The organism is Bradyrhizobium centrosematis (assembly GCF_045571495.1).
GTDB classification, from domain to species: domain Bacteria; phylum Pseudomonadota; class Alphaproteobacteria; order Rhizobiales; family Xanthobacteraceae; genus Bradyrhizobium; species Bradyrhizobium centrosematis.
In genome coordinates this window covers 3,076,699-3,103,408 of sequence record NZ_CP120703.1, presented here as the reverse complement: position 1 = coordinate 3,103,408, position 26,710 = coordinate 3,076,699, and the positions used below count along the sequence as shown (strand labels likewise).

Here is a 26,710-nt window from a genome sequence, read left to right as displayed (position 1 = left end):
CATGCGCGAGGTCAGCGCGTGCCTCGCACCAAGGACAGGAAACGGGCCTGCTCCGCCGGATTGTCGCGGAACATGCCGGTGAAGCGGCTGGTGAAGGTGGAGGCGCCGTGCTTGGCGACGCCGCGCACCGACATGCAGGTATGCTCGGCCTCGATCAGCACGGCCACGCCGCGGGGCTTCAGGACCTCGTCGATGGCCGCCGCAATCTGCGCCGTCAAATGCTCCTGGGTCTGGAGCCGGCGGGCGAAGATGTCGGTGAGGCGGGCAAGCTTGGAGAGGCCGACGACGCGTTCCACCGGCGTATAGGCGATGTGCGCCTTGCCGTAGAACGGCATCATGTGATGCTCGCACTGCGAGGTGAACTCGATATCGCGCACCAGCACGAAATCGTCGTAGCCGGCGGTCTCGCCGAACGTCCGGTCGAGCACTTCGGCCGGGCATTGGTGGTAGCCCTGATAGAGCTCGTCGAACGCCTCGACGACGCGGCGCGGCGTGTCGAGCAAGCCCTCGCGCTCGGTGTTCTCGCCGATATAGGCGAGCAGCGTCTTCACCGCCGCTTCGGCCTCGGCGCGGGCCGGGCGCGGCTGGTCGGCGCGGACGGCGGCCGCCAGGAATTCGGCGGGATCGAGCTCGGCCGGACGGCTCTCGAGCTGCCGATCGGAGGGCTTGTTGGGGCGGATGGATTTGATTGCAGCGTCCATATCGACTCCGTTCGACGGCCCTAACGGCCGGAGTGTCACCGGCAGACGGGGCGGCCAAGCCGCCGGACGCCTGAACAGAACAGTTCTGGCGCAAAAGATCCGCAGTCTATACGGCCGGCCGCGCAGTTGGCTGTCGCCTCCGGTGTGCTGCTGGACTGTTTTTCCGCCAGTTCCGCCCCTATATAGGACCGTGGACGCTGCCCGCCAAGGCCGATCGGGCGCGGAAGTGCTGGACTCCATCACATGCTGAACGACATCTACAACAAGCGGATCATCGAACTGGCCGGGAATATTCCGCGCCTCGGACGGCTGCCGGACCCCGATGCCTCCGCCACCGCCCACTCCAAGCTGTGCGGCTCGACCGTCAAGGTCGACCTCAAGATGACCGGCGACACCGTCACCGACTTCGCCCATGACGTGAAGGCCTGCGCGCTCGGACAAGCCTCTTCATCCATCATGGCAAGTCGGGTTGTCGGCTCGACTGCGAGCGAACTCCGCGAGTTACGCGAAACTGTTCGCAAGATGCTGAAGGAGAACGGTGCACCTCCTGAAGGCAAATGGGAGGAGATCAAGTTCCTCGAGCCGGTCCGCGACTACAAGGCGCGCCATGCCTCGACGCTACTGACCTTCGATGCCGTGGTCGACGCCATCGGCCAGATCGAGGCCAAGGCCAAGCAGCCGGCTCCGGCACAGGGCTGATTCCACTTGGTCATTCCGGGATGATGCGCAGGATCGAACCCGGACGTCCGAGATCGTCGATCGAGATTGCGGGCTCGCGCTGACGCGCGCCTCGGAATGACTGTCGGCAGTCTGCTTACTTCTGCTGCGTCGCCGCAGCTGGCGCGGCCACGCCACCGGTCGGGACCAGGGCTTCTGCCGTCTTGGTCGACTTGGCCGGCGGCTCCGGTTCCACGCCGAACCTCGCCTGCGTCTTCGGGGCAAGCTCCGCCATCGCCGGCGCGGAGATATCGACATGCGGCAGCACGTCGGCAACGAGATCCGTCGTCACGAGATTGGTCAGCTTGAGCTCGCCGGCATCCAGCTCGTGCAGGTCTTCCCAGGGCGGAACGCTGAGCGCGAGCGAGAGCAGATCGCCTGCACCGCCCATGTCGAACGTGTATTTGGCAAGCCGGCCGATGTCGCGCTCCACGATCATCAGATCCTGCGCGTTGTAGCTCGCCGCCTTGGCATCGTCGGCGCGGTCGCCCATCCAGATCTGGTGGACGCGGACATGGGCGGCATCCGGCACGTAGCGCTTCTTGCCGGCCAGCAGCAGGAACACGCACATGGATTCGCAATAGGCCTCGGGCGCGACCGCAGGGCGGGCCGACTGCCCGCCGCGGAGGCTCACGCCGACCGTTGTCAGAAGTCCGAGATTGCGGAAGCGTCGGCCGAGCGTGATCGCGTCATTGACGGAACCGCCGCTGGAATCCAGCACCACGGTGGCACCGCCGAGCTGGCGGCCGCGAGAAAACTCTTCGAAATCCTTCGGCGTATCAGCGGTGATGATGCCGACCGCGCTAACCCAGCCGCGGCAGTTCGGCTCGCAGGCGACCCAGCTGAACTTCATCGGCAGCTTGCGCTCTTCGAGAGCAGCACCGGCACGGGCCGACGACCCGAGCGTCGCGACGGCAGCGATCAGGGCAACTCCGCACACGGCGGTTCCCACCAGCAACCAGCCGCGAAGATTGAGCGACGTCAGAATTTTCAAACTGGTCCCTTCCCCAAGCCCCGAGCACTAAGCCAAAGCCGATTCAGGCAAGCCCCGTATTGCGTCCGATGAGTCTACACATGGACGTCATAAAAATGGTATCCGGGGGAATACAGATCGTCCATAGGCACTTGCTGCACTGCTCCCAAAAAGCATGCAAAATATGGCGCAGAAACAACAGCTTACAGTTCCCTGCGTCGGAACCGTGCAATACCTCGCTCACCATGACAGCATTGTGCTCATGAAGCATTCAGCCTGCGGGCACTGTTCCAGTTCGGTCGAAGGGGCGCTGCGGCTCCCGCGCCGATTCGGCCGTGCGCTGATCTGGCTCTACCGCCACATGCTCTCGCCCCTGGTCGGTTACAACTGCCGGCATCTGCCGACTTGCTCCGTCTATGGCGACGAGGCCATCGAGCGCTTCGGGCTCTGGGCCGGCGGCTGGATGACGCTGGCGCGGCTGCTCCGCTGCAATCCCTTCGGCACGTCGGGTATCGACAACGTGCCGCTCACCGCTCCGCCAGGCGCGCGCTGGTATCTGCCATGGCGCTATGGCCGCTGGCGCGGCGTCAATGCATCCTGAGATTGCTGCGATGCTTCGGGCGCCGGGAGCCTGAGCGGAACCTTAAACTTTCTTCCCGCGTTGTTTAATGCTCCCCCGGGAGGAAACAACAATGCGCTGGAAAATCAGCCCTCATCTTCACTTCAGGCTTGGGCCCACCCCCGGCTCCAGGCGGCACCACGATCCCAGAACCATGGACCTGCTCGCGATCGTCGTCCTGCTGGCGCTCGTGCTCGGCTCCGGCTGGTATCTGGCCACGAGTCTTGCCACGCCGCCGAGCACGACGGCGTTCATCGTGCCGAGCCAGAGCGTGCACTGGTAGCTTAGAGGTCCAGCACCAGCCGCTCGGCCTCCGAGCCGGCCACGCAAACCATGAGATAGCGCTCGCGCTCGTAGGGCGACAGGATGCGGTCGCGATGCACCGGCTTGCCCTCGATCCATCCGACCTTGCAGGCGCCACAGATGCCGCCGCAGCAAGAGGTCGCGATGTCGATGCCTCCCTCCTGCAATGCGGCAAGCATGGTCTGACCGGCCCGCACGTGAATCTCGGCGCCCGAGCGCGCCAGTGACACTGTGAACGGTTTGGCGTCTGGATCGATGACCGGTGGTGGTGCGACGAACCGCTCGATATGGACACTCGCCGCGGGCCATGCCGCGGTCACCCGCTCGAAATCGTCGATCATGCTTTCCGGGCCGCAGCAGGCGACCATGGTCTCAGATCCGCCCTCTCCGACGAGCACGGCGAGATCGGGACGCCCGGCCTGGGACGTCCGATGCACGATGATGCGCCCCTTGTCGACCAGCGAGCCGAGATGCGCGGCGAGCGGCACCTCCTCGCGCGCGATCAGATGCAGCGCGAAGTCGGCTTGCTGCGTGCGCTCGAGATACCGCGCCACGGACAGGAACGGCGTCACGCCGATGCCGCCAGCCAGGAACACGTAGCGCGCGATGCGGGCTTGGGGCTCAAGTCCGCCCCGGGGCAACGAGACGCCGATGACGTCGCCGATGCCGACTGCGTCATGCAGCGCCCGCGAGCCGCCGCGTCCGCCCGCCTCGCGCTTGACCGCGATGACATAGCGCGTGTTGTCCGCGGGGTCGTTGCACAGCGAATAGGTGCGGACCAGCCCGTTCGGCAGATGCAGATCGATATGCGCGCCGGGCTTGAACGGCGGCAATTCCCACTGGTCGGGATCGGCCAGCGTGAACAGTTTTATACCTGCCCCCGCCTCCTCGATGCCGGTAACGACCGTCTTGACCGTCGTGATGGGGCGCGCGCTCATGCCGCATTCCGCACGGTGTCGCCGATCCTGACGATGCCGCCTTGCAGGATCTTGCAGTTGAGGCCGGAGCGATTGATCAAGGGGTCGAAAATCGCCTTGCCGGTAATCTCCTCGATATGCCGGCACGGTATCGACAGGCGCGTCGCTTCCAGCAGGGTCTCGCCCAGCCAGAAGCGGCAGCCGACAAGACGATTGAGCGGCACGCCCTCCACCGTGACGTTGCGCCGATGCTCTTCCGGGCCGAGCTCGATCCCCGCGTCGCGCTTCAGCGCAACCAGCGTCTCGAGTTCGAACAGGGTGACCTGCCGGCCCTCCTCTGGCTTGTGCGAGTAAAACCCCTCTTCGTTGCCGATCATGTAGCGGTCGCCCTCGATCCCCTTGCCGGCGACGAGGGTGACCGTCTCGGCTGCGCGCATCGGCAGGAACGCGCGCGGGGCGAGATGGAGGAAGCGCACCACGCCGGTCCAGCCGAGCTGTGCTGCACTCTGCGCCGGACCGGCGCTGATCGTATCAAGCATGACAAATCCTTATGAGCAGGTGATGGCGCGCCGCCGGGAGTGGCGCGCCGCGGGATCAGGTCAGTTCCTTGTTCGCCATCTCCGGCGCGAACCTTGTCGCGGTCGCGGTAATGGCCGCACAGACGATCAGCAGCAGCGAGACCGGCCAGGTTGCGCCGCCGCTCCAGGCCATCAGAGAGGCTGCAATCAACGGCGTCAATCCGCCGCTCAGCGCGGCGCCGACCTGGAACCCGAGCGAGGCGCCGCTGTAACGCAGGCGCGCGGTGAACAGCTCGGAGTACCAGGGCGCGCCGATGCCGAACATCACCATCTGACCGAAGGTGATCGCGACCACGATGGTGCAGATGACGATGGCGGGATCGCGGGTGTCGAGCAGCCAGAACAGCGGGAAGGCAAACAGCGCCGAGAATACGCAGCTCGCATAGAACATGGTCTTGCGGCCGACGAGATCGGACAGCCAGCCGAACAGCGGAATGGCAAGCAGCGCAACCAGCGACGCGGCAAAGGCGCCGTTCAGCACCACCGCCCGCGGCAGTCCCAGATTGGCGGTGGCGTAGGACATCACGAACACGCCGCCGATGCTGGCATAGGCGATCTCGGAAATCTTGAGACCGACCGCTGTGAAGAAGGGCGTGCGGTGATGCGTGAAGATCTCGACCAGCGGCAGCTTCGCAACGTCCTTCTTGGCCTGAACCTGACGGAAGGCGGCGGTCTCTTCCATGTTGAGGCGGATGTAGAGACCGACGCCGACCAGCAGGACCGAGATCAGGAAGGGGATGCGCCAGCCATAGGCCATGAAGTCGCTCTCCGGCAGGCTCGCCACCAGCGCGAACATGCCGATCGCGGCGAGATTGCCGATGGGATTGCCGACCTGCACCATGCTGCCGAGCAGGCCGCGGCGGTGTGTCGGGCAATTCTCCACGACCATCAGCACGGCCCCGCCCCATTCGCCGCCGAGGCCGATCCCCTGGAGAAAGCGTAATCCAATCAGCAGCACCGGCGCTGCGATGCCGATCTGCTGGTAGGTCGGAAGCAGGCCGATCAGGAAGGTGCCGATGCCCATCACCATGATCGTAATCGCGAGCATCGCCTTGCGGCCGACCCTGTCGCCGTAATGGCCAAAGATCGCAGCCCCGAGCGGTCGTGCCAGAAATCCGACGGCATAAGTGCCGAAGGCCGCGATGGTGGCGAGCGTGGGGTTGCCGGCGGCGAAGAAGACCTTGTTGAACACCAGCGCGGTCGCTGTGCCATAGATGAGGAAATCGTACCATTCGACCGCGGTGCCGATCACGCTCGACCACACGATCCGTCGCAAGCTCGCCGCCTCGTCCGGCGCTACGTTCAGTGTTACGTCGTCTGCTACGGTCATCGATCTCTCCAGAAGGTACCGGCGCCAGGGAAAAGCAGTTGGTTCGGTCCGCGCGCCCATCGGCAGCCACGGCGGTAAAAATCGATCATGTTTACTGTTGGAAATCAACGCATCGAAACGCGGCAAATGCCGACAATCGCGGCAAATTTGAGAGAATGCACTTATTTTGAGCCAGTTTTCGCGCCATACCAATTCACCTGCTCACAATATCCGCGCCCCTGCCTGAAATTTCTGCTCATAAGTTTTCTTTTGGAATACACTCGGCGGCGACCGGCGCCGTGCCTTGCCGGCCGCCGGGCTGGCAGTCCGGCGCCATCTGTTGCAAAACAGGCCTGAGCAGTTCGGGAGATTCATGCGTGCTTGACGTCAGCAAAGCCACGGCGGTCGGGGCCAACATCCGCCAGGCGCGGATCGCCAAGGGCCTGACGCTGGACCAGCTTGCGAAGCAGAGCGACCTCACGCGCGGCTACATCTCGCTGGTCGAGCGCAACCTCAAGATCCCCTCGCTCGCGGCACTTCTGCGGATGGCCGCCGCGCTCGAGGTCAATGTCGCGAACTTCTTCGACCCGAACGCCGAGCCGGCGCCGCGCTACACGCTGTTCCGCCGCCAGGACGGCAATGTACCGCTGTTCCAGGACACGTTTGGCGTGGTCCCATTGGCGACCGGTCGCATCCGCAAGATGATGGAGCCATTTCTGCTCAGCCCGCCGCACAAGGCGGCGACGCGGGCCTCGCATGCGGGTGAGGAGTTGATGTTCGTCGTCAACGGCAAGATCGCGATCAAGCTCGATGGCGAAGAGCTCGTCCTCGGTAAGGGGGACTGCCTGTATTTTTCAGGCGAGACGCCGCACGAGGTCAGGAGCCTCGGCCGGCAGAAAGCCGAAGTGCTGGTCGTCGTGGCCCAGACCTCTTGAGGCCCACCAAAAAGCCTAGCGAAACCAGAAAAAGCGTCCCTGTGACGGTGGGATCAGCTCGGGCGGCCGCAGTCGTTTCGGACGCGGCGGCTTGGGCGGTAGATCGGCCGACGAGGTGGCCTCCTCGCCCGGCGGCGTTTCGGTACCCGGCACCCTCACCGCCAACAGCAAATTCGACTCGTGCATCCGCCAGCGGTAGCCGACGCCGAAATCGATCGGCTGGGCGCGCGTGAACAACTCGGCGTAACGCTCCTGGTAGCGGCCGGGGAATTCGTCGATCGGGCCGAGATAGCGGCCGAACGGGAAGAACCGCCATTGCCGCGCGCTGTAATTGGCAAGCGGAATCCCGGAATCGTCCTGGATGATGGTGGCACTGTTGGCGAGCAGCCAGTCGCGGACCACCGCGAAGTCGCCTTTGTGCAGCAGATAGGATGCGCTCTTGAGCAGGCTGTTGCCGGATCCCTGCGTCTCGCAGAATTTCAGGAATCCGGTGTTGCGCGCACCGGCATTGGAAAGGTCGGTCGAGAAATAATACAGCGTGCGCGCTTCGCCATCGGAGCCTGCAAAGGTGATGCGGACACCGTGGGTGGCGTTCGGTCCCGGATTGTCGCCAGCGGCATGCATCCCACCCTTGGCATCGAGCGCGACCAGCTCGACGTTGCGGATGGTCTTGCCCGAGCGGGCCAGGAAGACATAGAGGATCGGCAAGGTGCCGTTGACCTGGTTGGCGTGCAGGTCGACCTTCATCTGCTTGGTGATGAAGAAGGAAAAGCTCAGGATCGAGCCGAGCGAACGCTCGACATTGTAGAGCGCGGCACTGATCGAACCGCGCGGCAGCCGCGTCAGATCGGGCACGGCGCCGACCGGCTCCAGCGCGCCGAGCACATAGGTGCTGGCCTTGGAATAGAAGGTGTTAGCGTAGAGGAAATCGGGGCCGCTGAACATGTAGAACATGGTCGGCCTGGGCGCGGCGAGATTGACGTCGGCCCAATTGCGGATCTTCGAGAGCTGGCGCTGTTCGAGCTGGGCGAAGGCGCCGTCGAAGAATTTTGCATGGCGCTGCCAGGTCGGATCCCTCGTGAGCGGCAGCAGCGGCGAGTCCGCCGAAGGCTCCATGCCCGCGAGGAAGCGCGCGGTGTCGTCGAAGGTCATTTCGGCGGCGCGCGCGGACGCGACGGCCGCAGCCAGCAGGACAAGAGCGACGGCCGCAATTCTGAGGGGTCGAAACATATCTATCCGCGATTGTGTGACGTTCCAGCGGCGACCGGCCGCCTGCGGAAACCAGCATAGATCAACAGGCCCGAGAGCATGACCAGCATCCCCGACAGCGACTGCACCGGCCGCTCGGTCAACAGGTAGTACATCATGAACCCTGTCACGAGCAGGAAAACCAGCGGCGTGAACGGGTATCCCCAGGCGCGATAGGGCCTCGGCAGATCGGGATCGGTGATGCGCAGCTTGATGACGCCGGCGACCGTGAAGAACGAGCAGAACAGCAGCGCGAACTGGATGAAGTCGAGCACCGCCTCGAAGCTGCGCGTGAACAGCAGCAGGGTCGCGACGGCGAGCTGAAACAGGATGGCATAGGCCGGCGCGCCGCTCACCGATCGCTTCGAGAACACGCGCAGGGCCGGAATGTCCTCCCCCATCGTCATCATCACCCGCGGGCCGATCCACATCATCGCACTGATCGAGGAGATCAGGCCGACGCAGATCATCGCGCCGACGATCCGCCCGCCCAGACTGCCGAAGATCGCGCTGCCGGCAACGCTGGCAACATCGAGCTGGCCGGCCAGCGCATCGACGGGCGTGGAGTAGAGGAACACCGCGTTCAGTGCGACGTACAGCACCAGCACGATCAGCGTGCCCGAGAGCAGCGCGCGCGGCAGGCTCTGCTGCGGCGTGTTCATCTCGCCAATGATGTAGGTCGCGGCATTCCAGCCCGAAAACGAGTACATCACGAAGACGAGCCCGATCGCGAAGGGCGCGCTGACGATGTGGGCGAGATCGCCCGGCTGCGGCGTGAAGGCGATCGGCTGGGGCACGCCGATGACGAAGCCGGCGACCAGGAAGGCGACGATCAGCACGACCTTGATGATCGTCGAGATCAGCTGGAAGGTCGAGGAGTGCCTGACACCGGTCAGTTGCACGAGCGAGACCAGCCACACCACGGCGATGGCGAGCGGGATCGGCGGCAGATCGGGCATGACCGATTTGGCGTATTCGCCGAACGCCATTGCGGCGAGCGCGACCGGCGCCGCGAAGCCCACCGTCGCCGACACCCAGCCGGCGAGAAAGCCGAAAGCCGGATGATAGGCACGGCCGAGGAAGTTGTACTCGCCGCTCGAGCGCGGAAACATCGCGCCGAGCTCGCTATAGGCGAACACCCCGCACAGCGCGACGATGCCGCCGACGGTCCACAGCAACAGGATTGAAAAGCCGGACGGGATGTCCTTGACCTGGAAGCCGAGGCTGGTGAAGACGCCGACCCCGATCATGTCGGCCACGACGATGGCGGTTGCGACCAGAACGGAGACCCCTGTCCCGCTTCCGGTCAGTCGGACGATCCAGGGTGCGGTGCCCGCATCTGATGCCGTCATCGGGGTCCTTAACCTCAGGCGTCTTGCCTCGCGGGCGCATCGTGCAGTTCGGCCCAGTCAATTCAAGCAGGGTTAACAAGGGTTAAATGAGGCAGCCGAAACGGGTACTTGAACACCGCATACTCCCGCCATCAGGCGAAAAGGCAGCAGATTCCCCGGGATGTCCCCTTCCCCTCCCCCACAATCAGGACACGATTGCATGGTCCTTTTGAGCGTTCCGGATGTGGGGAAGTTTCTCCGGACGCTTAACGTCGCCTAAACGCCCGTCGCTCAATTGTTGAGATCGCCGATGGACGTGTGACTTGGGTCGTGACTTTGGGGTCATGGGTGGATGGTCGGGGCCGCTCCGAAACTGAGAGCTGATAATCGTGCCGATCGGACGCTGTCCGGTCGGCACGGTCGTGCGCTCCGGATCGGCCTGATCTCAGCCTTGATGCCGCTGTCGCTGACACTGGTTCAATGCGGCAAGGCGCCGAACCCGGCAGCCCTTGCCGCGAACTCGCAGGCCGACGCCCAAGGGGGCAGTCAGGTCGTTGCCAAAACCCATCAGCAGGTGGCAAGCGGCGACACGTTCGAGGATCGCTTTCCGGTCCCGCAGTTCGGCGAACGCTTTCCCTCGCCGAGCGAAAGCTTCCTGCAACGGCAGATGTCGGACTTCTCGCCCAAACGCGCCGTGCAGCAACAACCGCCGGAGCAGGCGCGCTACAAGGTGGCGTCGCTCGAGCCGCAAGTCCCCTACAAGCGCCCCGGCCGCGAGGATCTGACGACACTCGTCAGCATGAAGTCGTCGGCCTTTCCCTATTTTGGCAACAACCCCGCCTCCGACGCGCCCTTCCTCAACATCTCCAAAGGCGACCGCCGCGGCCACCGCAGCTATTCCGGGCGCGTCTACTGGCAGGACGAGACCTACAGCGACAGCCGCGTGCTGGTGCACGTGCCCGAGCATTTCGACGTGCGCAAGCCGGGCGTGATCGTGGTGTTCTTCCACGGCAATGGCGCAACGCTCGAACGCGACGTGCGCGATCGTCAGCTGGTGCCCAAGCAGATCACCGATTCAGGCGCCAATGCCATCCTGCTCGCGCCGCAGATGGCAGTCGACGCCGCCGATTCCAGCGCCGGCAAATTCTGGCAGCCGGGCGGCTTCAAGCGCTTCATGGCGGAATCGGCCGACCACCTCGCCCGCGTCACCGGCGATCCCAACAACGCGCGCACCTTTGCCAACATGCCGATCGTGATCGTCGGCTATAGCGGCGGCTTCCTGCCGACGGCCTGGAGCCTGGAGGTCGGTGGCATCAGCGACCGCGTCCGCGGCGTCGTGCTGCTCGATGCGGTCTACGGGGAAATGGACAAGTTCGCGTCCTGGATCGAAAGCCACCGTTCCGGCTTCTTCGTCAGCGCCTACACCCGCTACACCGCCCGCCGCGACCGCGAGCTGATGAGCATGCTCCGTCAGAAGGGCATCAGCGTCGCCGAGGACATGGACGGGCCGCTCCGTCCCGGCAGCGTGGTGTTCGTGGAGACCGGCGACGGCATCACCCATCGCGACTATGTCACGCGCGCCTGGACGCGCTATCCGCTCAAGGACGTGCTGGTGAAGATGGCAGCCACGCCGTCGCTCGCGCTCACGCGCGTCGCCACCACAAATCCCTAGCCGGGCAGATTCCAAATATCAGTTCTTGGGCAGCTTCGGAATGCTTTCGGCGAAGCCGTTGAAGCAGGTCAGCCGCTCGTCCTCTTCCTTGAAGAAGCGGCAATCGGCATAGCCCTTGGCCTTCGCCGGCTTCGGCTTCGGGGCCGGCGGGATGACGGCGTCGTAGCAGTTGAGGCGGTCCTTGGTGCCGTCGTCGATCTCGAGGCAGGCCTGGAGCCGCACGGCAATCGACTGCGGCTTGCCCTTCGGCGCCGTAGCCGGTTTCGCGGCGGCTTCCTTGGTGCCCTTGGGCTTGACCTGCACCAAGGGCTTGTCCCCGACCATCGGTGGCTTGTCGGCTTGCGCGAACGCGGAGGCTGAATAGAGCACCGCGGCAACCGCCAGAATCATCCTCATCTCAGTCAACTCTCTTTGGTCCCCATAACCGGCCTTCTAGCGCTCCCGCGCGCGGTTTGCCAAGCATCTTGCGCACGCGAAACGCGCCCGTCAGGCCGCGGCAGCAGCCCGACGGGGCCGGGTCAGGACCACCAGGATCAGCGCTGCCACGACGAAACCGACCGCGACGAACCCAAGCGAATGCAGGAGTTCGCGGGCGAACAGCAGCCCGCCGATGGCGGAGCCGACCGCCTGGCCGATATAGAGGACCGAGGTATTGAGCGCGACCGTCGCCGAGGCCAGCGACGGCGCGGCGGCGACCAGCCGCACCTGCTGCATCGAATTGGTCGAGGCAAAGCCGAGGCCCCAGATCGCGACCCCGCAAGTCATGAAAGCAAGCGTGCCGGCGCCGAGCGCCCAGCCCGTGATCCCCGCGAGCAGCAGGCAGGTGAACAGCAGCGACGTCCGATAAGGCCCCCAGGTGTCGACGATGCGGGTGGCGGTGACGACGCCGAGGAAGCCGCAGACGCCGTAGAGCGCGAACACCATGCCGATCGAATCCGGGCCGGCGCCGGCGAGCTTGTTGAGCAGCGGCCCCATGAAGGTGAACACCACGAACTGCCCAGACATCTGCAGCATGGTGATCGCAAGCAGCAGCAGGATCACCCTGCTTCGGCCGACGGCGGCCCATGTCTTCAGGTCCACCGGTGCGCCTTTCAAGCCCGCCGGCAGGCGCAGCAACAACAGCAGGAAGCTGATGCAGCCGAGCACGCCGATCTCGCCATAGGCCGCGCGCCAGCCATAGCGGCTGGCAATGAAGGTGATCAGCGGCAGCCCGACGGCGGCAGCCAGCGACCAGCCGAGGAAGATGTAGGCGATCGTGCTGCCACGCCGCTCGGCCGGCACGATCAACGCCGCCGTGCCCGCGGCCTGCGGTGTGTAGAGCGCCCCGACCGCGAGCATGACGAGACGGATGACGAGGAGACTGGTGTAATCGGGCGCGAAGGCCGAGGCGAGATTGCCGAGCGCAAGCACTGCAAGCGTCGTCGTGAGCAGCGTCCGCCGTTCGATGCGGCTTGTCAGCCAGGCCGTCAGCGGCGAGCCGATGCACAGCGTCACGGCGCCGAACGTGATCAGGAGCCCGGCCGCATGAATGCTGACGTCGAGCCCCCTCGCCAATTCCGGCAGCATGCCCGCCGGGGCCAGCACCGAGCAGCCGGTGACGAGATTGCCAAGCATCAGGGCGGTGGGGGCGAAACGGCCGGCGGCGGGCGGATTTTTCATGCAGCTGCATGTAGAGCCGCCATCGACGAGTTAAAGGGCGCAAAGCCAAATAGTTGAAGCTCCGCCCCGGCTTTTGCGCGCCACTTTCTTGGAATTGCCGGATTGCGCAGGCCGAATCGCCTGATATATCGCTCGTTCCCGCTTACCTGCGCTCGTTCGCAGGAGTGAGCCTCAGGAGAAAAGCAATGACCGACCAGCCCAAATCCGAGTCCGGCTTCCAGTATAGCCTGTCCAATTTGAAGCCCGTGACCCCAGCTCCCAAAGTCACCCTCACCTTTCCCGATGGCGCCCAGCGCCAGTTCGACAAGGGCATCACCGGCCTCGACATCGCCAAGGGCATCTCGCCCTCGCTGGCCAAGCGGACGGTTGCGATGGCGCTCGACGGCGCGCTCGCCGATCTCAACGATCCGATCGAGGCCGACGCCAAGATCGAGCTGGTCAATCGCGACGATCCGCGCGCGCTGGAGCTGATCCGCCACGACTGCGCGCATGTGCTCGCCGAGGCCGTGCAGACGCTGTGGCCTGGCACCCAGGTCACCATCGGCCCCGTGATCGAGAACGGCTTCTACTACGACTTCTTCCGCAACGAGCCGTTCACGCCGGAAGATTTTGCCGCGATCGAGAAGAAGATGCGCGAGATCATCGCGCGCGACAAACCCTTCACCAAGGAAGTCTGGGATCGCGAAAAGACCAAGCAGGTGTTCCGCGACAAGGGCGAGGCCTTCAAGGTCGAGCTGGTCGACGCCATTCCCGGCACGGAGCCGATCAAGATCTACTACCAGGGCGACTGGTTCGACCTGTGCCGCGGTCCGCACATGACCTCGACCGGCAAGGTCGGCAACGCCTTCAAGCTGATGAAGGTGGCCGGTGCCTATTGGCGCGGCGACAGCAACAACCCGATGCTCACCCGCATCTACGGCACGGCCTTCGCCAAGCAGGAGGATCTCGACGCCTACCTCAAGCAGATCGAGGAAGCCGAGAAGCGCGACCATCGCAAGCTCGGGCGCGAGCTCGACCTCTTCCATTTCCAGGAGGAAGGCCCGGGCGTCGTGTTCTGGCACCCGAAGGGCTGGACCATCTTCCAGCAGCTGATCGCCTATATGCGCCGACGCCTGACCGGCGACTACAGCGAGGTCAACGCACCGCAGATCCTCGACAAGGTGCTGTGGGAGACCTCGGGCCATTGGGGCTGGTACCGCGAGAACATGTTCGCGGCGCAGTCGGCCGGCGACGAGGCCGAGGACAAGCGCTGGTTTGCGCTCAAGCCGATGAACTGCCCCGGCCACGTGCAGATCTTCAAGCACGGCCTGAAGAGCTACCGCGATCTGCCCTTGCGCCTCGCCGAGTTCGGCGTGGTGCATCGCTACGAGCCCTCGGGTGCCATGCACGGGTTGATGCGCGTGCGCGGCTTCACCCAGGACGATGCGCACATCTTCTGCACCGAGGACCAGCTCGCCGAAGAGTGTCTGAAGATCAACGATCTCATTCTGTCGACCTATGCCGATTTCGGCTTCACCGGCGATCTCACCGTGAAGCTGTCGACCCGGCCGGAGAAACGCGTCGGCACGGACGAGATGTGGGATCACGCCGAACGCGTGATGGCGACGGTGCTGCGCGAGATCCAGTCGCAGAGCAATCACATCAAGACCGAGATCAACCCGGGCGAAGGCGCGTTCTACGGGCCGAAGTTCGAATATGTGCTGCGCGACGCCATCGGCCGCGACTGGCAGTGCGGCACCACGCAGGTCGACTTCAACCTGCCGGAGCGGTTCGGTGCATTTTACATCGACCACGACGGCGGCAAGAAACCGCCTGTCATGGTCCACCGCGCGATCTGTGGCTCGATGGAGCGCTACATCGGCATCCTGATCGAGCACTATGCCGGCAACTTCCCGCTCTGGCTCTCGCCGGTGCAGGCGGTGGTCACCACCATCACCTCGGAAGGCGACGAATACGCCAAGGTGGTGCTGGAACAGGCCCGGCGCGCAGGGCTCCGGGTCGAGATCGACCTGCGCAACGAAAAGATCAACTACAAAGTCCGCGAGCACTCGTTGGCCAAGATCCCGGCACTGCTCGTGGTCGGCAAGAAGGAGGCCGAGACGCATTCGGTCTCGGTCCGCCGGCTCGGCAGCGACGGCCAGAAGGTGATGACGACCGAGGAGGCGATCGCCGCGCTGGTCGATGAGGCAACCCCGCCCGACGTCAAGCGGGCGCGCGGCGTCGCTTGATCTCTGAAATCGATCTAAATTCGCTTCCGGTTGCGGGCGTGCATGCTTATCTCGGCATGGCACGCCCGCCGACCATTTGAAGAGGATATCGCAGTGCCCGACGCCATCGAACTCCTGAAGACCCGCCGCTCGGTCAAGCCGCGCGAGATGACCGGGCCCGGCCCTTCCGCGGCCGAGCTCGAGACGATCCTCACCATCGGGGCGCGGGTGCCCGACCACGGCAAGCTGGCGCCGTGGCGCTTCATCATTTTCGAGGGCGACGCCCGCGCACGTGCCGGCGAGGTGATCGCCAAGGTGTTTGCGCGGAAAAATCCCGGCGCGCCCGCGGCCGACATCGAGACCGAGCGCAAGCGCCTGATGGATGCGCCGCTGGTGATCGGCGTCGTCAGCTTCACCAGGCCGCATCCGAAAGTGCCAGCGTTCGAGCAGGAATTGTCGGCGGGCGCCAGCGCCATGAACATCGTCACGGCCGCGACCGCGCTCGGCTACGGCGCCTGCTGGCTGACCGGCTGGTTCTCGTTCGACCGCGACGTGCTCGACGGCCTCGGCCTCAAGCCGGATGAGAAGCTCGCCGGCTTCATTCACGTGGGCAAGCCGACCAAGCCGAGCGAAGACCGTCCGCGACCGTTCCTTTCGGAAATCGTGACGCGTTTTTAGTCGATGTTGTGTTGACGCCTCCAACGTCTTGCGGCTTTGATCCCGCCGAGGGAGGAAGCCCGGATGAGACGCCGTGAATTTCTGGTCGGGGCCGCAATGCTCGCCGGCACGATGGCGCGAAGCCGGGCCGCCGACATCCCCGCCCCTTCGCCCGACGGGCTCGATCGCATCACGGCATTCTTTGACAATGAGGTTACGAGCGGCCGCCTGCCGGGCGCCGTGATCCTGGTGCAGCAGCACGGCAAGCCGGTCTATCTGAAAACCTTCGGCGTGCGCGACACCAGGACGGGCCTTGCGATGACGCCCGACACGATCTTCGCCATCCACTCGATGACCAAGCCGATCACGTGTCTTGGCGCAATGATGCTGATCGACGAGGGCAAGCTCGCCCTCACGGACCCCGTGTCGAAATACATCCCGCTGTTTGCCCGCACCAAGGTCGGCCTCGAGGTCACCGAGCCTGACGGCAAGCTGGAACTCGACCTCGTGCCGCCGGTACGTCCCGTCAACATCGAGGATCTGCTGCGGCACACTTCCGGCATCAGCTACGACTATATCGGCGGCAAATGGGTCGAGCAGGCCTACCAGGCCGCCAACATCTTCGAAGGGCAGTTCAACAACAGGGAATTCGCCGATCGCATCGCCAAGCTGCCGCTGGCGCGGCAGCCGGGAACGCTGTGGCGTTACGGCCATTCCACCGACGTACTCGGCAGCATCATCGAGATCATCTCTGGCCAGACGTTGTACCAGTTCCTCAAAGCTCGCATCTTCGATCCGCTCGGCATGAACAGCACCAAATTCGTGCTGGCGACCGAGGACGAGCTGGCGCGGATGGCGCGGCCGCTGCCGAACGATTTCATCCTGCTCGCTGGAGAGCGCGAACGTCTCGATCATCCGGAATGGCAATCCGGCGGCGGCGGCCTGCTTTCGACCATCACCGACTATCAGCGCTTCTCGCAGATGCTGCTCAATGGCGGCTCGTTCGCGGGCCGGCGCTATCTAAGCCCCGCCGCGTTCAAGGCGATGACGACCGACCATATCGGACCGGGCTCCGGCGTCGGACGCGACTATTTCTATTTCCCGGGCGATGGCTTCGGCTATGGCTACGGCCTTGCGGTACGGACCGATCCCGGCAATGCGAAACCGCCACCGCCGGGCTCGCTCGGCGAACTGAAATGGGACAGTGGCAGCGGCACCTATTTCGGCGTCGATCCCAAGCTCGACATGGTCTACCTCATGATGCAGCAGACCCAGACCGAACGCGGCCGCATCACGCCCGCATTCAAGGCGCTGGTCTACGATTGCTACCCGGAGGGGCTACGCCGCCCGTGAGGCGCGCTGGCCGAAATCGGCGAGCAGCTTTGCGATCTCTGCCGCAGGCCGCGCCGCGCTGAACAGAAAGCCCTGTACCTCGTTGCAACCCTCCGCGCGGAGCCAGTCGAGCTGGTCCTCGGTCTCGACGCCCTCCGCAGTCGTGGTTATGTTGAGGCTTCGTCCAAGTCCGGAGATCGCACGCACGATCGCGCCGCAGTCAGGCCGCTGCGCCAGATCCTTCACGAACGAGCGGTCGATCTTGATCTTGTCGAAGGGAAAGCTTCTGAGATAGCTCAGGCTGGAATAGCCGGTGCCGAAATCGTCCATGGAAATGCCGACACCGAGCTCGCGCAGCTGGTGCAGGATGGCGAGATTGGCATCGGTCTCGGCCAGGAAGATCGACTCGGTGATTTCGAGCTCGAGCCGCCGCGGCGACAGGCCCGACTGCGCCAGGGACGAGATCACGACCTGAACCAGGTTGCGGCTGCGGAATTGCGCCGGCGACAGGTTGACCGCGACCTTGACATCGGCAGGCCATTTGACGGCCTCTGCGCACGCCTCCCGCAGCACCCACTCCCCCAACTGGGTAATGAGGCCGATGTCCTCGGCGACCGGAATGAACTCCGCCGGCGAGATCATGCCCTTGTCCGGATGACGCCAGCGCAGCAGCGACTCGAAGCCGGCGATGCGGTCGGAAGCGATCGACACCAGCGGCTGGTAGTGCAGCTCGAATTCGCCGTTGGCGAACGCACGCCGTAGATCGAGCTCCATGTCGCGGCGCTTCTGCGCCTGGAGGTCCATCTCGCGCTCGAAGAAATGGTGCACGCCGCCGCCGTCGGACTTCGCCCGGTACAGCGCCATGTCGGCATTTCGCATCAGCTCTTCCGGCGTCGTGCCGTCGCCGGGCGACAGCGCAATGCCGATGCTGGCGCCGATCACCACCTCCTGACCGTCGAGATCATAGGGCACCTTCAGCGTATCGATCAGCAGGCCGGCACAGGCGCTGGCCTCGTTCGGCGAGACGTCGGCCGCGAGGATCACCGCGAACTCGTCGCCGCCGAGCCGGGCCGCCAGATTGGCGCCGCGAACCGCGGTTGTCAGGCGTTCGGCGACTTCCTTGAGCAGGCGGTCGCCCACGGGATGACCGAAGGAATCGTTCACGTTCTTGAACAGGTCGAGGTCGATGTAGAGCACGCCGACGCGCTTGTCTCCGGCCTGGTCCAGCGCCTGCTTCAGGCGCTCCTGGAAATATTCGCGGTTCGGCAGGTCGGTGAGTCCGTCATGGTGGGCCATGTGCGCGATGCGCGCCTCGGCCTTGCGCCGCTCGGTGATGTCGACCACCGCGACAAGATAGCCGTCGCGATCGTCGAAGGCGACGCGGCGGCCAAAGGTGAGCACCTCGATCTCGGTGCCGTCGGCGCGCAAGTGCCGCCAATTGCGCGAGGAATGGTAGGCGTCGCCGAGGCGTTCCAGCGCCGCAGCGTGGCTGTCCCACTCGTCCTCCGGCCATATCTCGTGCAGCTTCATGCGCAGGAAGGTCGCACGGCTATAGCCGTAGTGCTGGACCGCGGCGTCGTTGACGCTGAGAAACTCCTTGGTCTCGGCATCGAACACCCACATTGGCATTGGATTGTTGTCGAACAGGAGGCGGAACGACGCATCGCGCCGCTTCAAGACGGTGACATCGGAGATGGTCAGCGAGACCACGTCGGCGAACGCGGTAGCGCTGAGCCTGAGATAGCGCCCCTCGCTCTCGATCTCGAGCTGCTCGCAGCGGCTGCCCGAAACGGCCTTGAGCAGGAATTCCATCACCTCGGGTAAAGCCAGCAGCGTGCCGCCCTCGCCGATCCGCCGCCACAACAGGCTTGCGCCTGCAACCTTCAGCAGCTCGCCCGCGCTCTTGTTGTGGTGCACGACTTGAAGGTCGAACGGCTTGCCGGCGGCATCGCGGAGCGTCGCCAGCGAGACCACCGCGTCATCGGTCGAGGCGAAGATGGCGTCGAGGAGATTGTACTGCGCGCCGCGCTCGTTGATATAAGCCCCGACCAGCGTGGCGCCCCAGCGCGAGGCCGTCGGCAGCGCCAGCACGTCGTAGGTCCGCACCATGCCGTCGCGCACGCAATGCGCGCTGGCCCGATGCGGCCGTCCGTTGGCAAGCGCGCTGGTCGCTGCTTCCGACAGCGCGGTGGCGCAATCCGGCGACAGTTCGGCGACGGGAATGTCCCAGCGCTCCTCGCCGAGCCATTTCTGCACGTACCGTCCGCTGCGCGACAGCTCGAGCACGCCGTCGTTCTTCAGCAGCGCGATGTGGTCGGCAAGCCGTCCGAGACTGCCGAGCATGACGTCCTCGTAGCGCGGCAGCCGTTCGCCCGGCTTCAACGCCGCTCGCCATTTGCGCTGAAGCACCGGGATGTCGTCGAACATTTCGGCGGCCGGCTTTCCCGACATCTTCTTCGCGGCAGTCATTGCAGTCCCCAACGCACTTTGCCGCCGCATCCAATGCAGGCGCGCTTAACGACATGTAAAAAGCGCGCAGGCGCGGGTTCCATTCAGCGATTATGACAGTCTTAAGTCAGGTGTTGGTTAGTGCGCGTTAGAGACTATGACGGTGGTGCGAAGGCGGAAGGAGGATGGCTAGAGCGAAGCGAAACCCTCATGCTTCCCGAACGAAAGGCGATGGGTTTCGCTTCGCTCTACTATCCGATGCCTCCTAGACACACCTTCGCATCCTCGCGGCGCATTTCGCCCGAGCTTTGCTTTATCGTCTCGCCCACAACTGAAAGAAGGGCGCAGGGAAGACCGGGAGCCCGCTGGCACCCGAGGTCCACTGTGCGAAATCCTGCGTAACAAGAAGCTGCACAGCGGCATACAGGCGTAGCCAGGACATCCCGGCCTTCCCTGCGCAGTGGTCTTACGGCTTATGTCGCGCTCTCCTCGGGGAGCGATGCACTATTGCCCCCGTCGCCTTGCGGATGGCTGATGCGCTTGCCCGGTTGGGCCGCCTACATCACCGCAAGACTTGGCGCACAGACCCCGGGCGCCAGGACCACACGATTTTGCCGTACGCCGATGACACCGGTCGTATGCGCGAATGCCTTTGCTCACGGTTGCCCGCCCTGCAAAACCCTTCGCGCCGATGCAATCAGCGTCCACCGCCGCCCGGCCCGCGTTCGTGACGATCGCGATACGCCCCTCTTCCAAGGGCCGGGTTGGGGCGACAGATACGCGATTTCCGAAATTCGGTAAAGTGGAATATTTTCTGCGATGCGCCTTGACCCACGGCTCGGGTGTTTCGCCCGACGGATACCGCAAGGGAATGTGGCTTGTCGCCCGAATGGAGCGCGGCGTAGTTGGGCAATCTTCGAACAGGTGCCAAGGCCCCGGATTACGCTGCAGCGCAATCCGGGCTACGAACCCGGCCTCTAGTCCTCGCTGGACGCCGCGGAGCGATTGCGCAAGTGAGCCTGCGACAACAGGAAGAACAACGCGCGCTCGCCATGGTATTTGGCGGACGGCCGGGTGCGCTCGAAGCCATCGGCAAATATCTTGCCGGACTGGTCGCACACCTGCCATCGCCAGCCGAACCGTTTGCGCCTGGTGAGGATCACTTCGAACATGTCGACGAGCTTGGTCCCCTGCTCCCTGCCGGTCTCGCAGACGCACAAGCCTGCTCCGGCCTCCTCCGTTAGATGGATGCCCGACATATATCGCAGCGGGACGGAAAGAGAATAAAATTGATTATCGGAAATACGTATCTTCCACCGGCCGTGATGAGTCCGGAATAAGTCGACGATGCCGGTGTTTTTGCCGCTTCTGAGAAGTAGCCCGGGAGCGCGTATTCAAGACAGAATACGGGCATTGATGCCGAAGAGCCTGCGCGCACCCGCGCGCCTGGACGGCGGCGGTAACAGGAGATGGGTCAATCGTGCGCGGAATAATAAATGGCGTGCGAGCGAAGCTCGTCCAGCATCTTGCCGGCGGCATCCAGGCCTAGCGCGCGACGAGATCTAGATGAACGTCGTCGCGCTTCCGGTTGTTGTTTGCGCATGATCTTTCCGGAAAACCGCTTCGCACTTTTCCGGATCATGCTTCAGCGCGCGACGACCTCGACTTCGCCGTCGACGCCGTTCACGACGTTGAAGCCGCGCTCGTAGACCTTTCCCTCGTTCTTGGCGATAGCGCGGTATTCGCCCTCCGAGAGCACCACGCGTGGAAAGGCGCCGATCGATTCCTTGATGACGTCGCCGCCCGGCGTCAGCACCGACCAGGCGGTGTTGGCCAGCGCCTCGCCGCCCTTGTCGCTGACCAGCTTGAGCGTGATCACGGCGGCACGGTGCGTGATGGTGACGTCGGTGAGCTTGCCGGCCTGGACACGGATGTCCGAGCGCACCACCGAGTTGGCGTCGCCGTAGTTGGAGACGATGTAATAGGTGCCTTCCGGGATCAGCACGACGTCGCCGGCGGCGACGTTCGGCACCAGCGAGGCGCGCTCGCCGGATTCGAACTGGCTGCCCTTGTAGATCGCGAACGAGATCTGGTTCTGCGGAATGCGGCTGGTGCCGACCCGGCCTTCGATGCGCAGGCCGCCGGCCGGCAGCACGAACGACTCGCGGTCGGTCTCGGCCTTCAGGCTGACGGTCCGTACCGCGCTGACCAGGCCGAAGGCGACGTGCACGACGTAATTGCCGGGCGGCAGCACGATATTGGGCGAGGCGTTGCGGTCCTCGCGGATCAGCTTGAAGGTGCCGTTCTCGTCGGGACGGTCGGCAAACACGCGCCAGACCAGGCCGCTGGTGATCGGCGGTGTGTCCTTGCCGTATTTCGCGGTCAGCGACAGCACGCCCTGTCCGGGTACCGCGGCATTGAGCGGCGCGGCCGGCGGCACGGTCGTGACCGCGGGCGGCGGCATGCTGGGCGTGGTCGGCTGCATCAGGGTCGGCGGCAGGCTCGGAGGGCCGGCGCCTGGCCCGGAGGGCGGCGCCAGGCTGACGGCGCCGCCGGGATCGGGTACCGGAGCCGGCGGCACCGGTGGCGGACGATCGGAGAAAAGCTGCGCCTGCGCAGCGTTTTGGCCGGAGGTAACGAGGCCCACGACGAGCATCAGCGCCGGCAGCAGCTTGCCGCTGCGCCGCCATCCGATGATGCCGTCACCCCCGCGTGTCATACCCCTGCTTTTCACTGAAAACGCGGCAAATTCAAGCCTCTGAAACCCCAGGAAATACGGTCACGGGACGTTCTGTGGAACCGGGTTGACGGCTGCGTGATTAGCCTGGAGGCAACCGCCCCTCGCCATACTCCTGCCCCGTGCCGTTTCCAAAGCGGCATAAACCATGCTTCACGCCTGATATGGCGGAAGGCAAGTGCGGTGCCTAGTCTCATCATAAGGGCTGGCCCGGCGTAGGAGAGTTTCGGTGCTGGACAGATTGAAAGGCCGGAGCGCGAACGGCTCGAATGGCGAGAAGGTGGGCCTCGGCAGCATCCGCCGGCCGGTGATTGGCCTTGCGCTCGGCGGCGGCGCGGCGCGCGGCTTTGCTCATATCGGAATCCTGAGGACGCTGATTGCCAACGGGATCGTGCCCGATGTCGTGGTTGGCACCTCGATCGGGGCTGTGGTCGGCGGCCTCCATGCGGCCGGCCGGCTCGATACGTTCGAAGATTGGGGGCGCAGCCTGCAGGGCATGCGCAACATCCTCGGCTATCTCGACATCCGCCTCAATGGCTCCGGCCTGCTCGGTGGCGAAAAGCTGGCGAACCGGCTGGAGGAGGCAATCGGGCAGATCCTGATCGAGGACCTGCCGATCAAGTTCGCGAGCGTCGCGACCGAGGTCCGCACCGGCCACGAAATTTGGCTGACACGCGGTCGCGTGGTCGATGCGATGCGGGCGTCCTATGCCCTGCCCGGGATCTTCGCGCCCGTGCTGATCGGCGACCGCTGGCTGGTCGACGGCGCGCTGGTGAACCCGGTGCCGGTTTCCGCCGCCCGAGCGCTTGGCGCCGAAATCGTCATCGCCGCAAATCTTTCCAGCGACATCTTCACGCATTCCACGACGATCTATTCGCACGGCGCAAAGCCCGAGCCGGACGCGCCGGCGGCCGAAGAGCCCCGCACCAAGCGGCGGTTCTCGCGCCTGTTCTCGCCCGAGAAGACTGTGAAACGCGAGTTTTTCGGCGGCAACGGCCGGCCCGGCATCTCCTCGGTGATGGTGGATGCCTTCAACATCATGCAAGACCGCATCACCCGTGCGCGCCTCGCGGGCGATCCGCCAGATCTGTTGATCACCCCACGGGTCGGCCAATTCGGCTGGTTCGACTTCCACCGCTCCGAAGACCTGATCGCGCATGGCACGCGCGCCGCCGAGCGCGCGCTGGACTCGATCCAGGAGGCGATCCAGGTGCTGGCACCGGCGCCCGAAGGCACCGCGCCAAAAGCGGGCGAGCAGGCCTGATCAGGCCGTCTTGATGTAGTCGCGCAGGGCTTCCTGCTCGGACTCGTATTCCTGGACGCGACGCTTGACGACGTCGCCGATCGAAATGAGACCGACGACCTTGCCGTTCTCGACCACGGGCAGGTGGCGGAACTTGCCCGTCGTCATCGTCTCCATGAGCTCGGCGATGGTGTCGGTCTCCTTGCAAGTCACGACCTTGCGGGTCATCACCTCCGAGACCGGCACCTCGAGCACGCCGGCACCGCGCTCACCAAGCACACGGACGATGTCGCGCTCCGACAGGATGCCCTCGAGACGGCTCTGGTTCATCACCAGCACCGCGCCGATCTTCTTCTCGCCGAGCAGCTTGATCGCATCCGCCAGCTTGGCGTCGGGCTCGACGCTCATGATCTGGTGGCCCTTGGTGTTCAGAATGGAACGTACCGTCATTGTCGCCTCCCTGAATCCGAGCCGTCCGCCTTTGGCGGTCCGGACTTGTTCGCGAGTCTTCAACTAACAGTTACAGCGCCGGTTTCACGCTCGTGCGCTTTGCGAAACATCGTCGCTAAGGACGTGTCGCTTCGGAACATTCTTCGCGGGAATGATGGATGAATTCGGGCCGGGTCGCAAGCGCCGCTTCAGATACGGTCTGAAACGTCCTGTGATGACGCATCCGCAGCATCGCTTCGCACGCGCGGCACGGGATCGAACAGGGTGAACAGCAACAGGCCGGCGAAGAAGCCGCCGATATGCGCCTGCCAGGCGACGCTCGTGGTTTCGGCATCGACCCCGATCGCGCCGACGCCGAAGATGATGTTGACGCCGAACCACACGGCGAGGAAGCCGACCACCCGTCCGTCGCGCAGCGCGCGCGACAGCGGCAGCGCCGGAACCCTTGCTGCGGTCTCGGCGTCCGAACGGTTGAACGACAGGAAGCTGCCGCGGACGAACGCGAAGCGGATCGCGGCTGCCATCGCGCCCGACACCGAAGCCGAGGCGCCGATCATCGGCGCCACCGCATGCTCATGGGTGACGAGATGGGCAAGCGCGCCGGCCACCGCCGTCACCGCGAGGAACAGGAAGAATCTGACGGCACCAAAGCGCCGCGCCAGCGCGCTGCCGAACGGCAGCAGCCACAGCACGTTGAAGCCGAGATGGGTCAGGTTGGCGTGCAGCAGCGAATAGGTGACGAAGGTCCAGACCTTCGCCCCCGCGCCGCCGGGGATCTCCAGATTGAGCAGAGAGGAATCGTAGCGCTTCGGAATGAAGCCGAAGACGTCGATGGTCCAGTTCTCGAGCTCCGGCGGCAGCAGCACCCGCAGATGGATTACGGCCAGGAGGACGATATAGGCCGTCAGCGCCCCGGGCAGCGTCAGGACCGGCTCGCGCGGAACCTCCTCGTGGACGGCCGGCAGGCCCTGTTGAGGATGTTGCGACGAATCTTGCGGCGGGGAGTCCAAGGCAGCTTCGCTTTCAGGCGCGATCGGAGCGATTCACTTGCAGATAGTCGCCTTTCCCGCCCTTGCGCAAGTGCACAATGGGAAATCGTCGACGAGGGGGCGCGTTGTGCACGGCGAGGCGCGTCATCCCGGCTCTGCAGCGCATATGTTTCGTCGCCAGGGAAGTGCTGCGCTGCGTCCGCGACGGATGCCTGTGCTGAAAAAGGAAAAGGCAGGGCCCTGGGAAGCCCTGCCTGTCCGTGTCAGCCTTCCGATGCCGGAGGAATGAAGGTGTATCCCCACCCCTCCCCGGCCCGTGGCCAAACTGTTTGACGCCTCATGTACAGACCTCGCCGAGAACCTGGAGAAAAAGCGGCGAGGCTTGCGACCGCGATCACCGTAGCAGGGCCGCGCGCGCTGCAAAGCGCATAGTTAATTTAACGTTAACGGTTGTGGTCCGCGCAGTTGGACGCAAGTGACTCGTGCCGCTTGAGTATTTGGGGCGCACCTTATTGGCGCACGCGACCCAATAAGGTGGATTTGGTAGGCCCCGCCCCTTTGCGCCCATTTGTGCGGGGCCACTGTGCAAAACCCACCAGCGCGACCCGCACTGTGACTGGCGCGATCGCCCAGAACTGGCGTTACGCAAACACGCCTTGGCGCCGCCCAGCTGGTGCTGGACGCCGCGATGGCTCCCGTGACTCTGCGAATGCTAAAATTCGGCTTACGCGAATATTGGCAGAGGAGCCCCACATGCGGACCCGAGTTCATCCCACCATGCTGCGAGGGAGTGCGTTCATCGACGAGATCGCCGAGGCGCGGTCACCGTCGCCGCGAGTGCTCTTGGCAAAGTTGCAGGCGGCACAGGAGCGGTGGCGGAACAGCACCGGCAGAGAGCGCGATAGGGCCATGGCGCGGGTGCTGCGGCTGGCGAAGGCCATCGACCACCTATGACAGGGTGCGCATAGCTGCCGATTTCAAGCCCGGCAATTGCCGGGCTTTTTCTTATATGGGGCCGGTTCTAGCATTCAGACTTCCCTCTCGGCTCCTTTCCTGCCGAGCAGAGGCTCGGTCTCTGGACGCGGACTTCCGTTTCGTTTCTCTCCAAAACAGACGACGCGGGGCAAGCACAGAAGCGCCCGCGATTTCGGTATGAGCAGCGAAGGAGCAAGCATGATCGTCGAACAGATTGGGCACATGAAGCCGTTCAAAGATCTCGAGAACGGGACGTTATTCTATAGAGGCAACCTAGGCATAAAGGTTACGATCGACTCGCATTCAAGCGTGCTGGTGCTTGAGGCTGGCCCTAAAGCCGTCATGTACGACGGTAACGACCTAGCCAACAGATCAGTCCTCGTGCTGAACAAGCCAGTCTTTCAGGTAAAGAACGATCTGGCCTTATGGCATTTTGGGGTACCGAAGGGACCCGTCACCGGAATTGTGGTCGTGAGTGCAGATGGCCAGCGCCTGCGCGCTCATCACGAAAGTGGCGAGTACGACATCGACCTCGCCACGGGCATAGGGCATCGGATAAATGCTGATGAGAACGTGAGCTGGACTGCTGCGTGGCGGGTGGTCAGCAAATCTGGCTTCGAGCAAGAGACCGCGCTGCTGCAGTCCTCCGAATGGGAGCGATAGACAGTTGAGGCGTGCGGTGGCATCGATGACCGACGATGCCACCGCAG

The 26,710-nt window shown here is 64.4% G+C and carries 24 protein-coding genes; 10 read left to right on the top strand and 14 right to left on the bottom strand.

Annotated elements, in window-relative coordinates; translation table 11 throughout:
* Positions 1 to 11: 11 nt before the first annotated feature.
* Complete coding sequence (folE, locus tag P6U31_RS14860) at positions 12 to 701, bottom strand: GTP cyclohydrolase I FolE (protein WP_271532621.1); 690 nt, start codon at positions 699 to 701, stop codon at positions 12 to 14.
* A gap of 243 nt (positions 702 to 944) precedes the next feature.
* Here folE and P6U31_RS14855 point away from each other — a divergent pair, with 243 nt between their 5' ends.
* Positions 945 to 1,400, top strand: a complete 456-nt coding sequence (locus P6U31_RS14855) for an iron-sulfur cluster assembly scaffold protein (protein WP_407189172.1) — start codon at positions 945 to 947, stop codon at positions 1,398 to 1,400.
* Positions 1,401 to 1,515: 115 nt separating this feature from the next.
* On the opposite strand, the gene P6U31_RS14850 is transcribed toward P6U31_RS14855, so the two are convergent.
* Complete coding sequence (locus tag P6U31_RS14850) at positions 1,516 to 2,412, bottom strand: hypothetical protein (RefSeq protein ID WP_407189171.1); 897 nt, start codon at positions 2,410 to 2,412, stop codon at positions 1,516 to 1,518.
* Between the two features lie 241 nt (positions 2,413 to 2,653).
* Here P6U31_RS14850 and yidD point away from each other — a divergent pair, with 241 nt between their 5' ends.
* Together yidD and P6U31_RS14840 are read left to right on the top strand one after the other, a co-directional pair.
* Positions 2,654 to 2,992, top strand: a complete 339-nt coding sequence (gene yidD, locus P6U31_RS14845; RefSeq protein ID WP_407189170.1) for a membrane protein insertion efficiency factor YidD — start codon at positions 2,654 to 2,656, stop codon at positions 2,990 to 2,992.
* Positions 2,993 to 3,083: 91 nt separating this feature from the next.
* Complete coding sequence (locus P6U31_RS14840; RefSeq protein ID WP_407189169.1) at positions 3,084 to 3,293, top strand: hypothetical protein; 210 nt, start codon at positions 3,084 to 3,086, stop codon at positions 3,291 to 3,293.
* A gap of 1 nt (position 3,294) precedes the next feature.
* Here P6U31_RS14840 and P6U31_RS14835 read toward each other — a convergent pair whose 3' ends face one another.
* The 3 genes from P6U31_RS14835 to P6U31_RS14825 are packed head-to-tail and all read right to left on the bottom strand — an operon-like array spanning position 3,295 to position 6,138.
* Positions 3,295 to 4,251, bottom strand: coding sequence for a PDR/VanB family oxidoreductase (locus P6U31_RS14835; RefSeq protein ID WP_407189168.1), 957 nt, complete (start codon positions 4,249 to 4,251; stop codon positions 3,295 to 3,297).
* The gene (locus P6U31_RS14830) at positions 4,248 to 4,769 is read right to left on the bottom strand and encodes an MOSC domain-containing protein (protein WP_407189167.1); all 522 of its coding nucleotides are present in this window, start codon (positions 4,767 to 4,769) and stop codon (positions 4,248 to 4,250) included. The genes P6U31_RS14835 and P6U31_RS14830 overlap by 4 nt, the downstream gene beginning before the upstream one ends.
* A gap of 55 nt (positions 4,770 to 4,824) precedes the next feature.
* A complete protein-coding gene (locus P6U31_RS14825) occupies positions 4,825 to 6,138 on the bottom strand; it encodes an MFS transporter (protein WP_407189166.1) in 1,314 nt (437 codons plus the stop codon).
* Positions 6,139 to 6,494: 356 nt separating this feature from the next.
* Here P6U31_RS14825 and P6U31_RS14820 point away from each other — a divergent pair, with 356 nt between their 5' ends.
* Positions 6,495 to 7,052 (top strand): helix-turn-helix domain-containing protein, encoded by a 558-nt coding sequence (locus tag P6U31_RS14820; protein WP_407189165.1) that lies wholly within the window; start codon positions 6,495 to 6,497, stop codon positions 7,050 to 7,052.
* Positions 7,053 to 7,067: 15 nt separating this feature from the next.
* Here the strand turns inward: P6U31_RS14820 and P6U31_RS14815 are convergent, their stop codons facing one another.
* Both P6U31_RS14815 and P6U31_RS14810 read right to left on the bottom strand, forming a co-directional pair.
* On the bottom strand, positions 7,068 to 8,282 hold the full coding sequence (locus P6U31_RS14815) for a hypothetical protein (protein WP_407189164.1): 1,215 nt from the start codon (positions 8,280 to 8,282) through the stop codon (positions 7,068 to 7,070).
* Positions 8,283 to 8,284: 2 nt separating this feature from the next.
* On the bottom strand, positions 8,285 to 9,652 hold the full coding sequence (locus P6U31_RS14810; protein WP_407189163.1) for an APC family permease: 1,368 nt from the start codon (positions 9,650 to 9,652) through the stop codon (positions 8,285 to 8,287).
* Positions 9,653 to 9,983: 331 nt separating this feature from the next.
* Between P6U31_RS14810 and P6U31_RS14805 the strand changes: the two genes are divergently transcribed.
* Positions 9,984 to 11,303, top strand: coding sequence for an alpha/beta hydrolase (locus P6U31_RS14805; protein WP_407189162.1), 1,320 nt, complete (start codon positions 9,984 to 9,986; stop codon positions 11,301 to 11,303).
* A gap of 18 nt (positions 11,304 to 11,321) precedes the next feature.
* Here P6U31_RS14805 and P6U31_RS14800 read toward each other — a convergent pair whose 3' ends face one another.
* Both P6U31_RS14800 and P6U31_RS14795 read right to left on the bottom strand, forming a co-directional pair.
* Positions 11,322 to 11,699 carry a hypothetical protein gene (locus tag P6U31_RS14800; RefSeq protein ID WP_407189161.1) on the bottom strand — a complete coding sequence of 126 codons (378 nt, stop codon included), beginning with the start codon at positions 11,697 to 11,699 and terminating at the stop codon, positions 11,322 to 11,324.
* 90 nt (positions 11,700 to 11,789) lie between these two features.
* Complete coding sequence (locus P6U31_RS14795) at positions 11,790 to 12,962, bottom strand: MFS transporter (RefSeq protein WP_407189160.1); 1,173 nt, start codon at positions 12,960 to 12,962, stop codon at positions 11,790 to 11,792.
* A 185-nt stretch (positions 12,963 to 13,147) separates the two neighbouring features.
* Here P6U31_RS14795 and thrS point away from each other — a divergent pair, with 185 nt between their 5' ends.
* The 3 genes from thrS (at position 13,148) to P6U31_RS14780 (ending at position 17,179) form a co-directional block, all read left to right on the top strand.
* The gene (gene thrS, locus P6U31_RS14790) at positions 13,148 to 15,190 is read left to right on the top strand and encodes a threonine--tRNA ligase (protein ID WP_407189159.1); all 2,043 of its coding nucleotides are present in this window, start codon (positions 13,148 to 13,150) and stop codon (positions 15,188 to 15,190) included.
* Between the two features lie 93 nt (positions 15,191 to 15,283).
* Positions 15,284 to 15,847 (top strand): nitroreductase, encoded by a 564-nt coding sequence (locus P6U31_RS14785; protein WP_407189158.1) that lies wholly within the window; start codon positions 15,284 to 15,286, stop codon positions 15,845 to 15,847.
* Between the two features lie 63 nt (positions 15,848 to 15,910).
* Positions 15,911 to 17,179 carry a serine hydrolase domain-containing protein gene (locus P6U31_RS14780; RefSeq protein WP_407189157.1) on the top strand — a complete coding sequence of 423 codons (1,269 nt, stop codon included), beginning with the start codon at positions 15,911 to 15,913 and terminating at the stop codon, positions 17,177 to 17,179.
* Here P6U31_RS14780 and P6U31_RS14775 read toward each other — a convergent pair.
* The 3 genes from P6U31_RS14775 to P6U31_RS14765 all read right to left on the bottom strand — a co-directional run bounded on the left by P6U31_RS14775 (position 17,165) and on the right by P6U31_RS14765 (position 22,325).
* Positions 17,165 to 19,627: a putative bifunctional diguanylate cyclase/phosphodiesterase gene (locus tag P6U31_RS14775; RefSeq protein WP_407189156.1), complete on the bottom strand. Its 2,463-nt coding sequence runs from the start codon at positions 19,625 to 19,627 to the stop codon at positions 17,165 to 17,167. The genes P6U31_RS14780 and P6U31_RS14775 overlap by 15 nt on opposite strands.
* A 956-nt stretch (positions 19,628 to 20,583) precedes the next feature.
* Positions 20,584 to 20,826 (bottom strand): hypothetical protein, encoded by a 243-nt coding sequence (locus tag P6U31_RS14770; RefSeq protein WP_407189155.1) that lies wholly within the window; start codon positions 20,824 to 20,826, stop codon positions 20,584 to 20,586.
* A 425-nt stretch (positions 20,827 to 21,251) separates the two neighbouring features.
* Positions 21,252 to 22,325, bottom strand: coding sequence for a hypothetical protein (locus P6U31_RS14765; protein WP_407189154.1), 1,074 nt, complete (start codon positions 22,323 to 22,325; stop codon positions 21,252 to 21,254).
* 247 nt (positions 22,326 to 22,572) lie between these two features.
* Between P6U31_RS14765 and P6U31_RS14760 the strand changes: the two genes are divergently transcribed.
* Complete coding sequence (locus tag P6U31_RS14760) at positions 22,573 to 23,607, top strand: patatin-like phospholipase family protein (protein WP_407189153.1); 1,035 nt, start codon at positions 22,573 to 22,575, stop codon at positions 23,605 to 23,607.
* Here P6U31_RS14760 and P6U31_RS14755 read toward each other — a convergent pair whose 3' ends face one another.
* Together P6U31_RS14755 and P6U31_RS14750 are read right to left on the bottom strand one after the other, a co-directional pair.
* Complete coding sequence (locus P6U31_RS14755; RefSeq protein WP_407189152.1) at positions 23,608 to 24,036, bottom strand: CBS domain-containing protein; 429 nt, start codon at positions 24,034 to 24,036, stop codon at positions 23,608 to 23,610.
* A gap of 188 nt (positions 24,037 to 24,224) precedes the next feature.
* Complete coding sequence (locus P6U31_RS14750; RefSeq protein WP_407189854.1) at positions 24,225 to 25,001, bottom strand: rhomboid family intramembrane serine protease; 777 nt, start codon at positions 24,999 to 25,001, stop codon at positions 24,225 to 24,227.
* A gap of 1,197 nt (positions 25,002 to 26,198) precedes the next feature.
* Here P6U31_RS14750 and P6U31_RS14745 point away from each other — a divergent pair.
* Entirely contained in the window at positions 26,199 to 26,663 is a 465-nt protein-coding gene (locus P6U31_RS14745) for a hypothetical protein (RefSeq protein WP_407189151.1), read from the top strand.
* Positions 26,664 to 26,710: the final 47 nt, after the last annotated feature.

Excerpts from the sequence above, each read along its gene's own strand:
- yidD (WP_407189170.1), top strand. The coding sequence starts at position 2,654 with ATGAAGCATTCAGCCTGCGGGCACTGTTCCAGTTCGGTCGAAGGGGCG.
- P6U31_RS14795 (WP_407189160.1), bottom strand. The coding sequence starts at position 12,962 with ATGAAAAATCCGCCCGCCGCCGGCCGTTTCGCCCCCACCGCCCTGATG.
- P6U31_RS14755 (WP_407189152.1), bottom strand. The coding sequence starts at position 24,036 with ATGACGGTACGTTCCATTCTGAACACCAAGGGCCACCAGATCATGAGC.
- thrS (WP_407189159.1), top strand. The coding sequence starts at position 13,148 with ATGACCGACCAGCCCAAATCCGAGTCCGGCTTCCAGTATAGCCTGTCC.
- P6U31_RS14825 (WP_407189166.1), bottom strand. The coding sequence starts at position 6,138 with ATGACCGTAGCAGACGACGTAACACTGAACGTAGCGCCGGACGAGGCG.
- P6U31_RS14830 (WP_407189167.1), bottom strand. The coding sequence starts at position 4,769 with ATGCTTGATACGATCAGCGCCGGTCCGGCGCAGAGTGCAGCACAGCTC.
- P6U31_RS14835 (WP_407189168.1), bottom strand. The coding sequence starts at position 4,251 with ATGAGCGCGCGCCCCATCACGACGGTCAAGACGGTCGTTACCGGCATC.
- P6U31_RS14765 (WP_407189154.1), bottom strand. The coding sequence starts at position 22,325 with ATGACACGCGGGGGTGACGGCATCATCGGATGGCGGCGCAGCGGCAAG.
- P6U31_RS14745 (WP_407189151.1), top strand. The coding sequence starts at position 26,199 with ATGATCGTCGAACAGATTGGGCACATGAAGCCGTTCAAAGATCTCGAG.
- P6U31_RS14815 (WP_407189164.1), bottom strand. The coding sequence starts at position 8,282 with ATGTTTCGACCCCTCAGAATTGCGGCCGTCGCTCTTGTCCTGCTGGCT.
- P6U31_RS14855 (WP_407189172.1), top strand. The coding sequence starts at position 945 with ATGCTGAACGACATCTACAACAAGCGGATCATCGAACTGGCCGGGAAT.
- P6U31_RS14775 (WP_407189156.1), bottom strand. The coding sequence starts at position 19,627 with ATGACTGCCGCGAAGAAGATGTCGGGAAAGCCGGCCGCCGAAATGTTC.
- P6U31_RS14840 (WP_407189169.1), top strand. The coding sequence starts at position 3,084 with ATGCGCTGGAAAATCAGCCCTCATCTTCACTTCAGGCTTGGGCCCACC.
- P6U31_RS14780 (WP_407189157.1), top strand. The coding sequence starts at position 15,911 with ATGAGACGCCGTGAATTTCTGGTCGGGGCCGCAATGCTCGCCGGCACG.
- P6U31_RS14800 (WP_407189161.1), bottom strand. The coding sequence starts at position 11,699 with ATGAGGATGATTCTGGCGGTTGCCGCGGTGCTCTATTCAGCCTCCGCG.
- P6U31_RS14805 (WP_407189162.1), top strand. The coding sequence starts at position 9,984 with ATGGTCGGGGCCGCTCCGAAACTGAGAGCTGATAATCGTGCCGATCGG.
- folE (WP_271532621.1), bottom strand. The coding sequence starts at position 701 with ATGGACGCTGCAATCAAATCCATCCGCCCCAACAAGCCCTCCGATCGG.
- P6U31_RS14810 (WP_407189163.1), bottom strand. The coding sequence starts at position 9,652 with ATGACGGCATCAGATGCGGGCACCGCACCCTGGATCGTCCGACTGACC.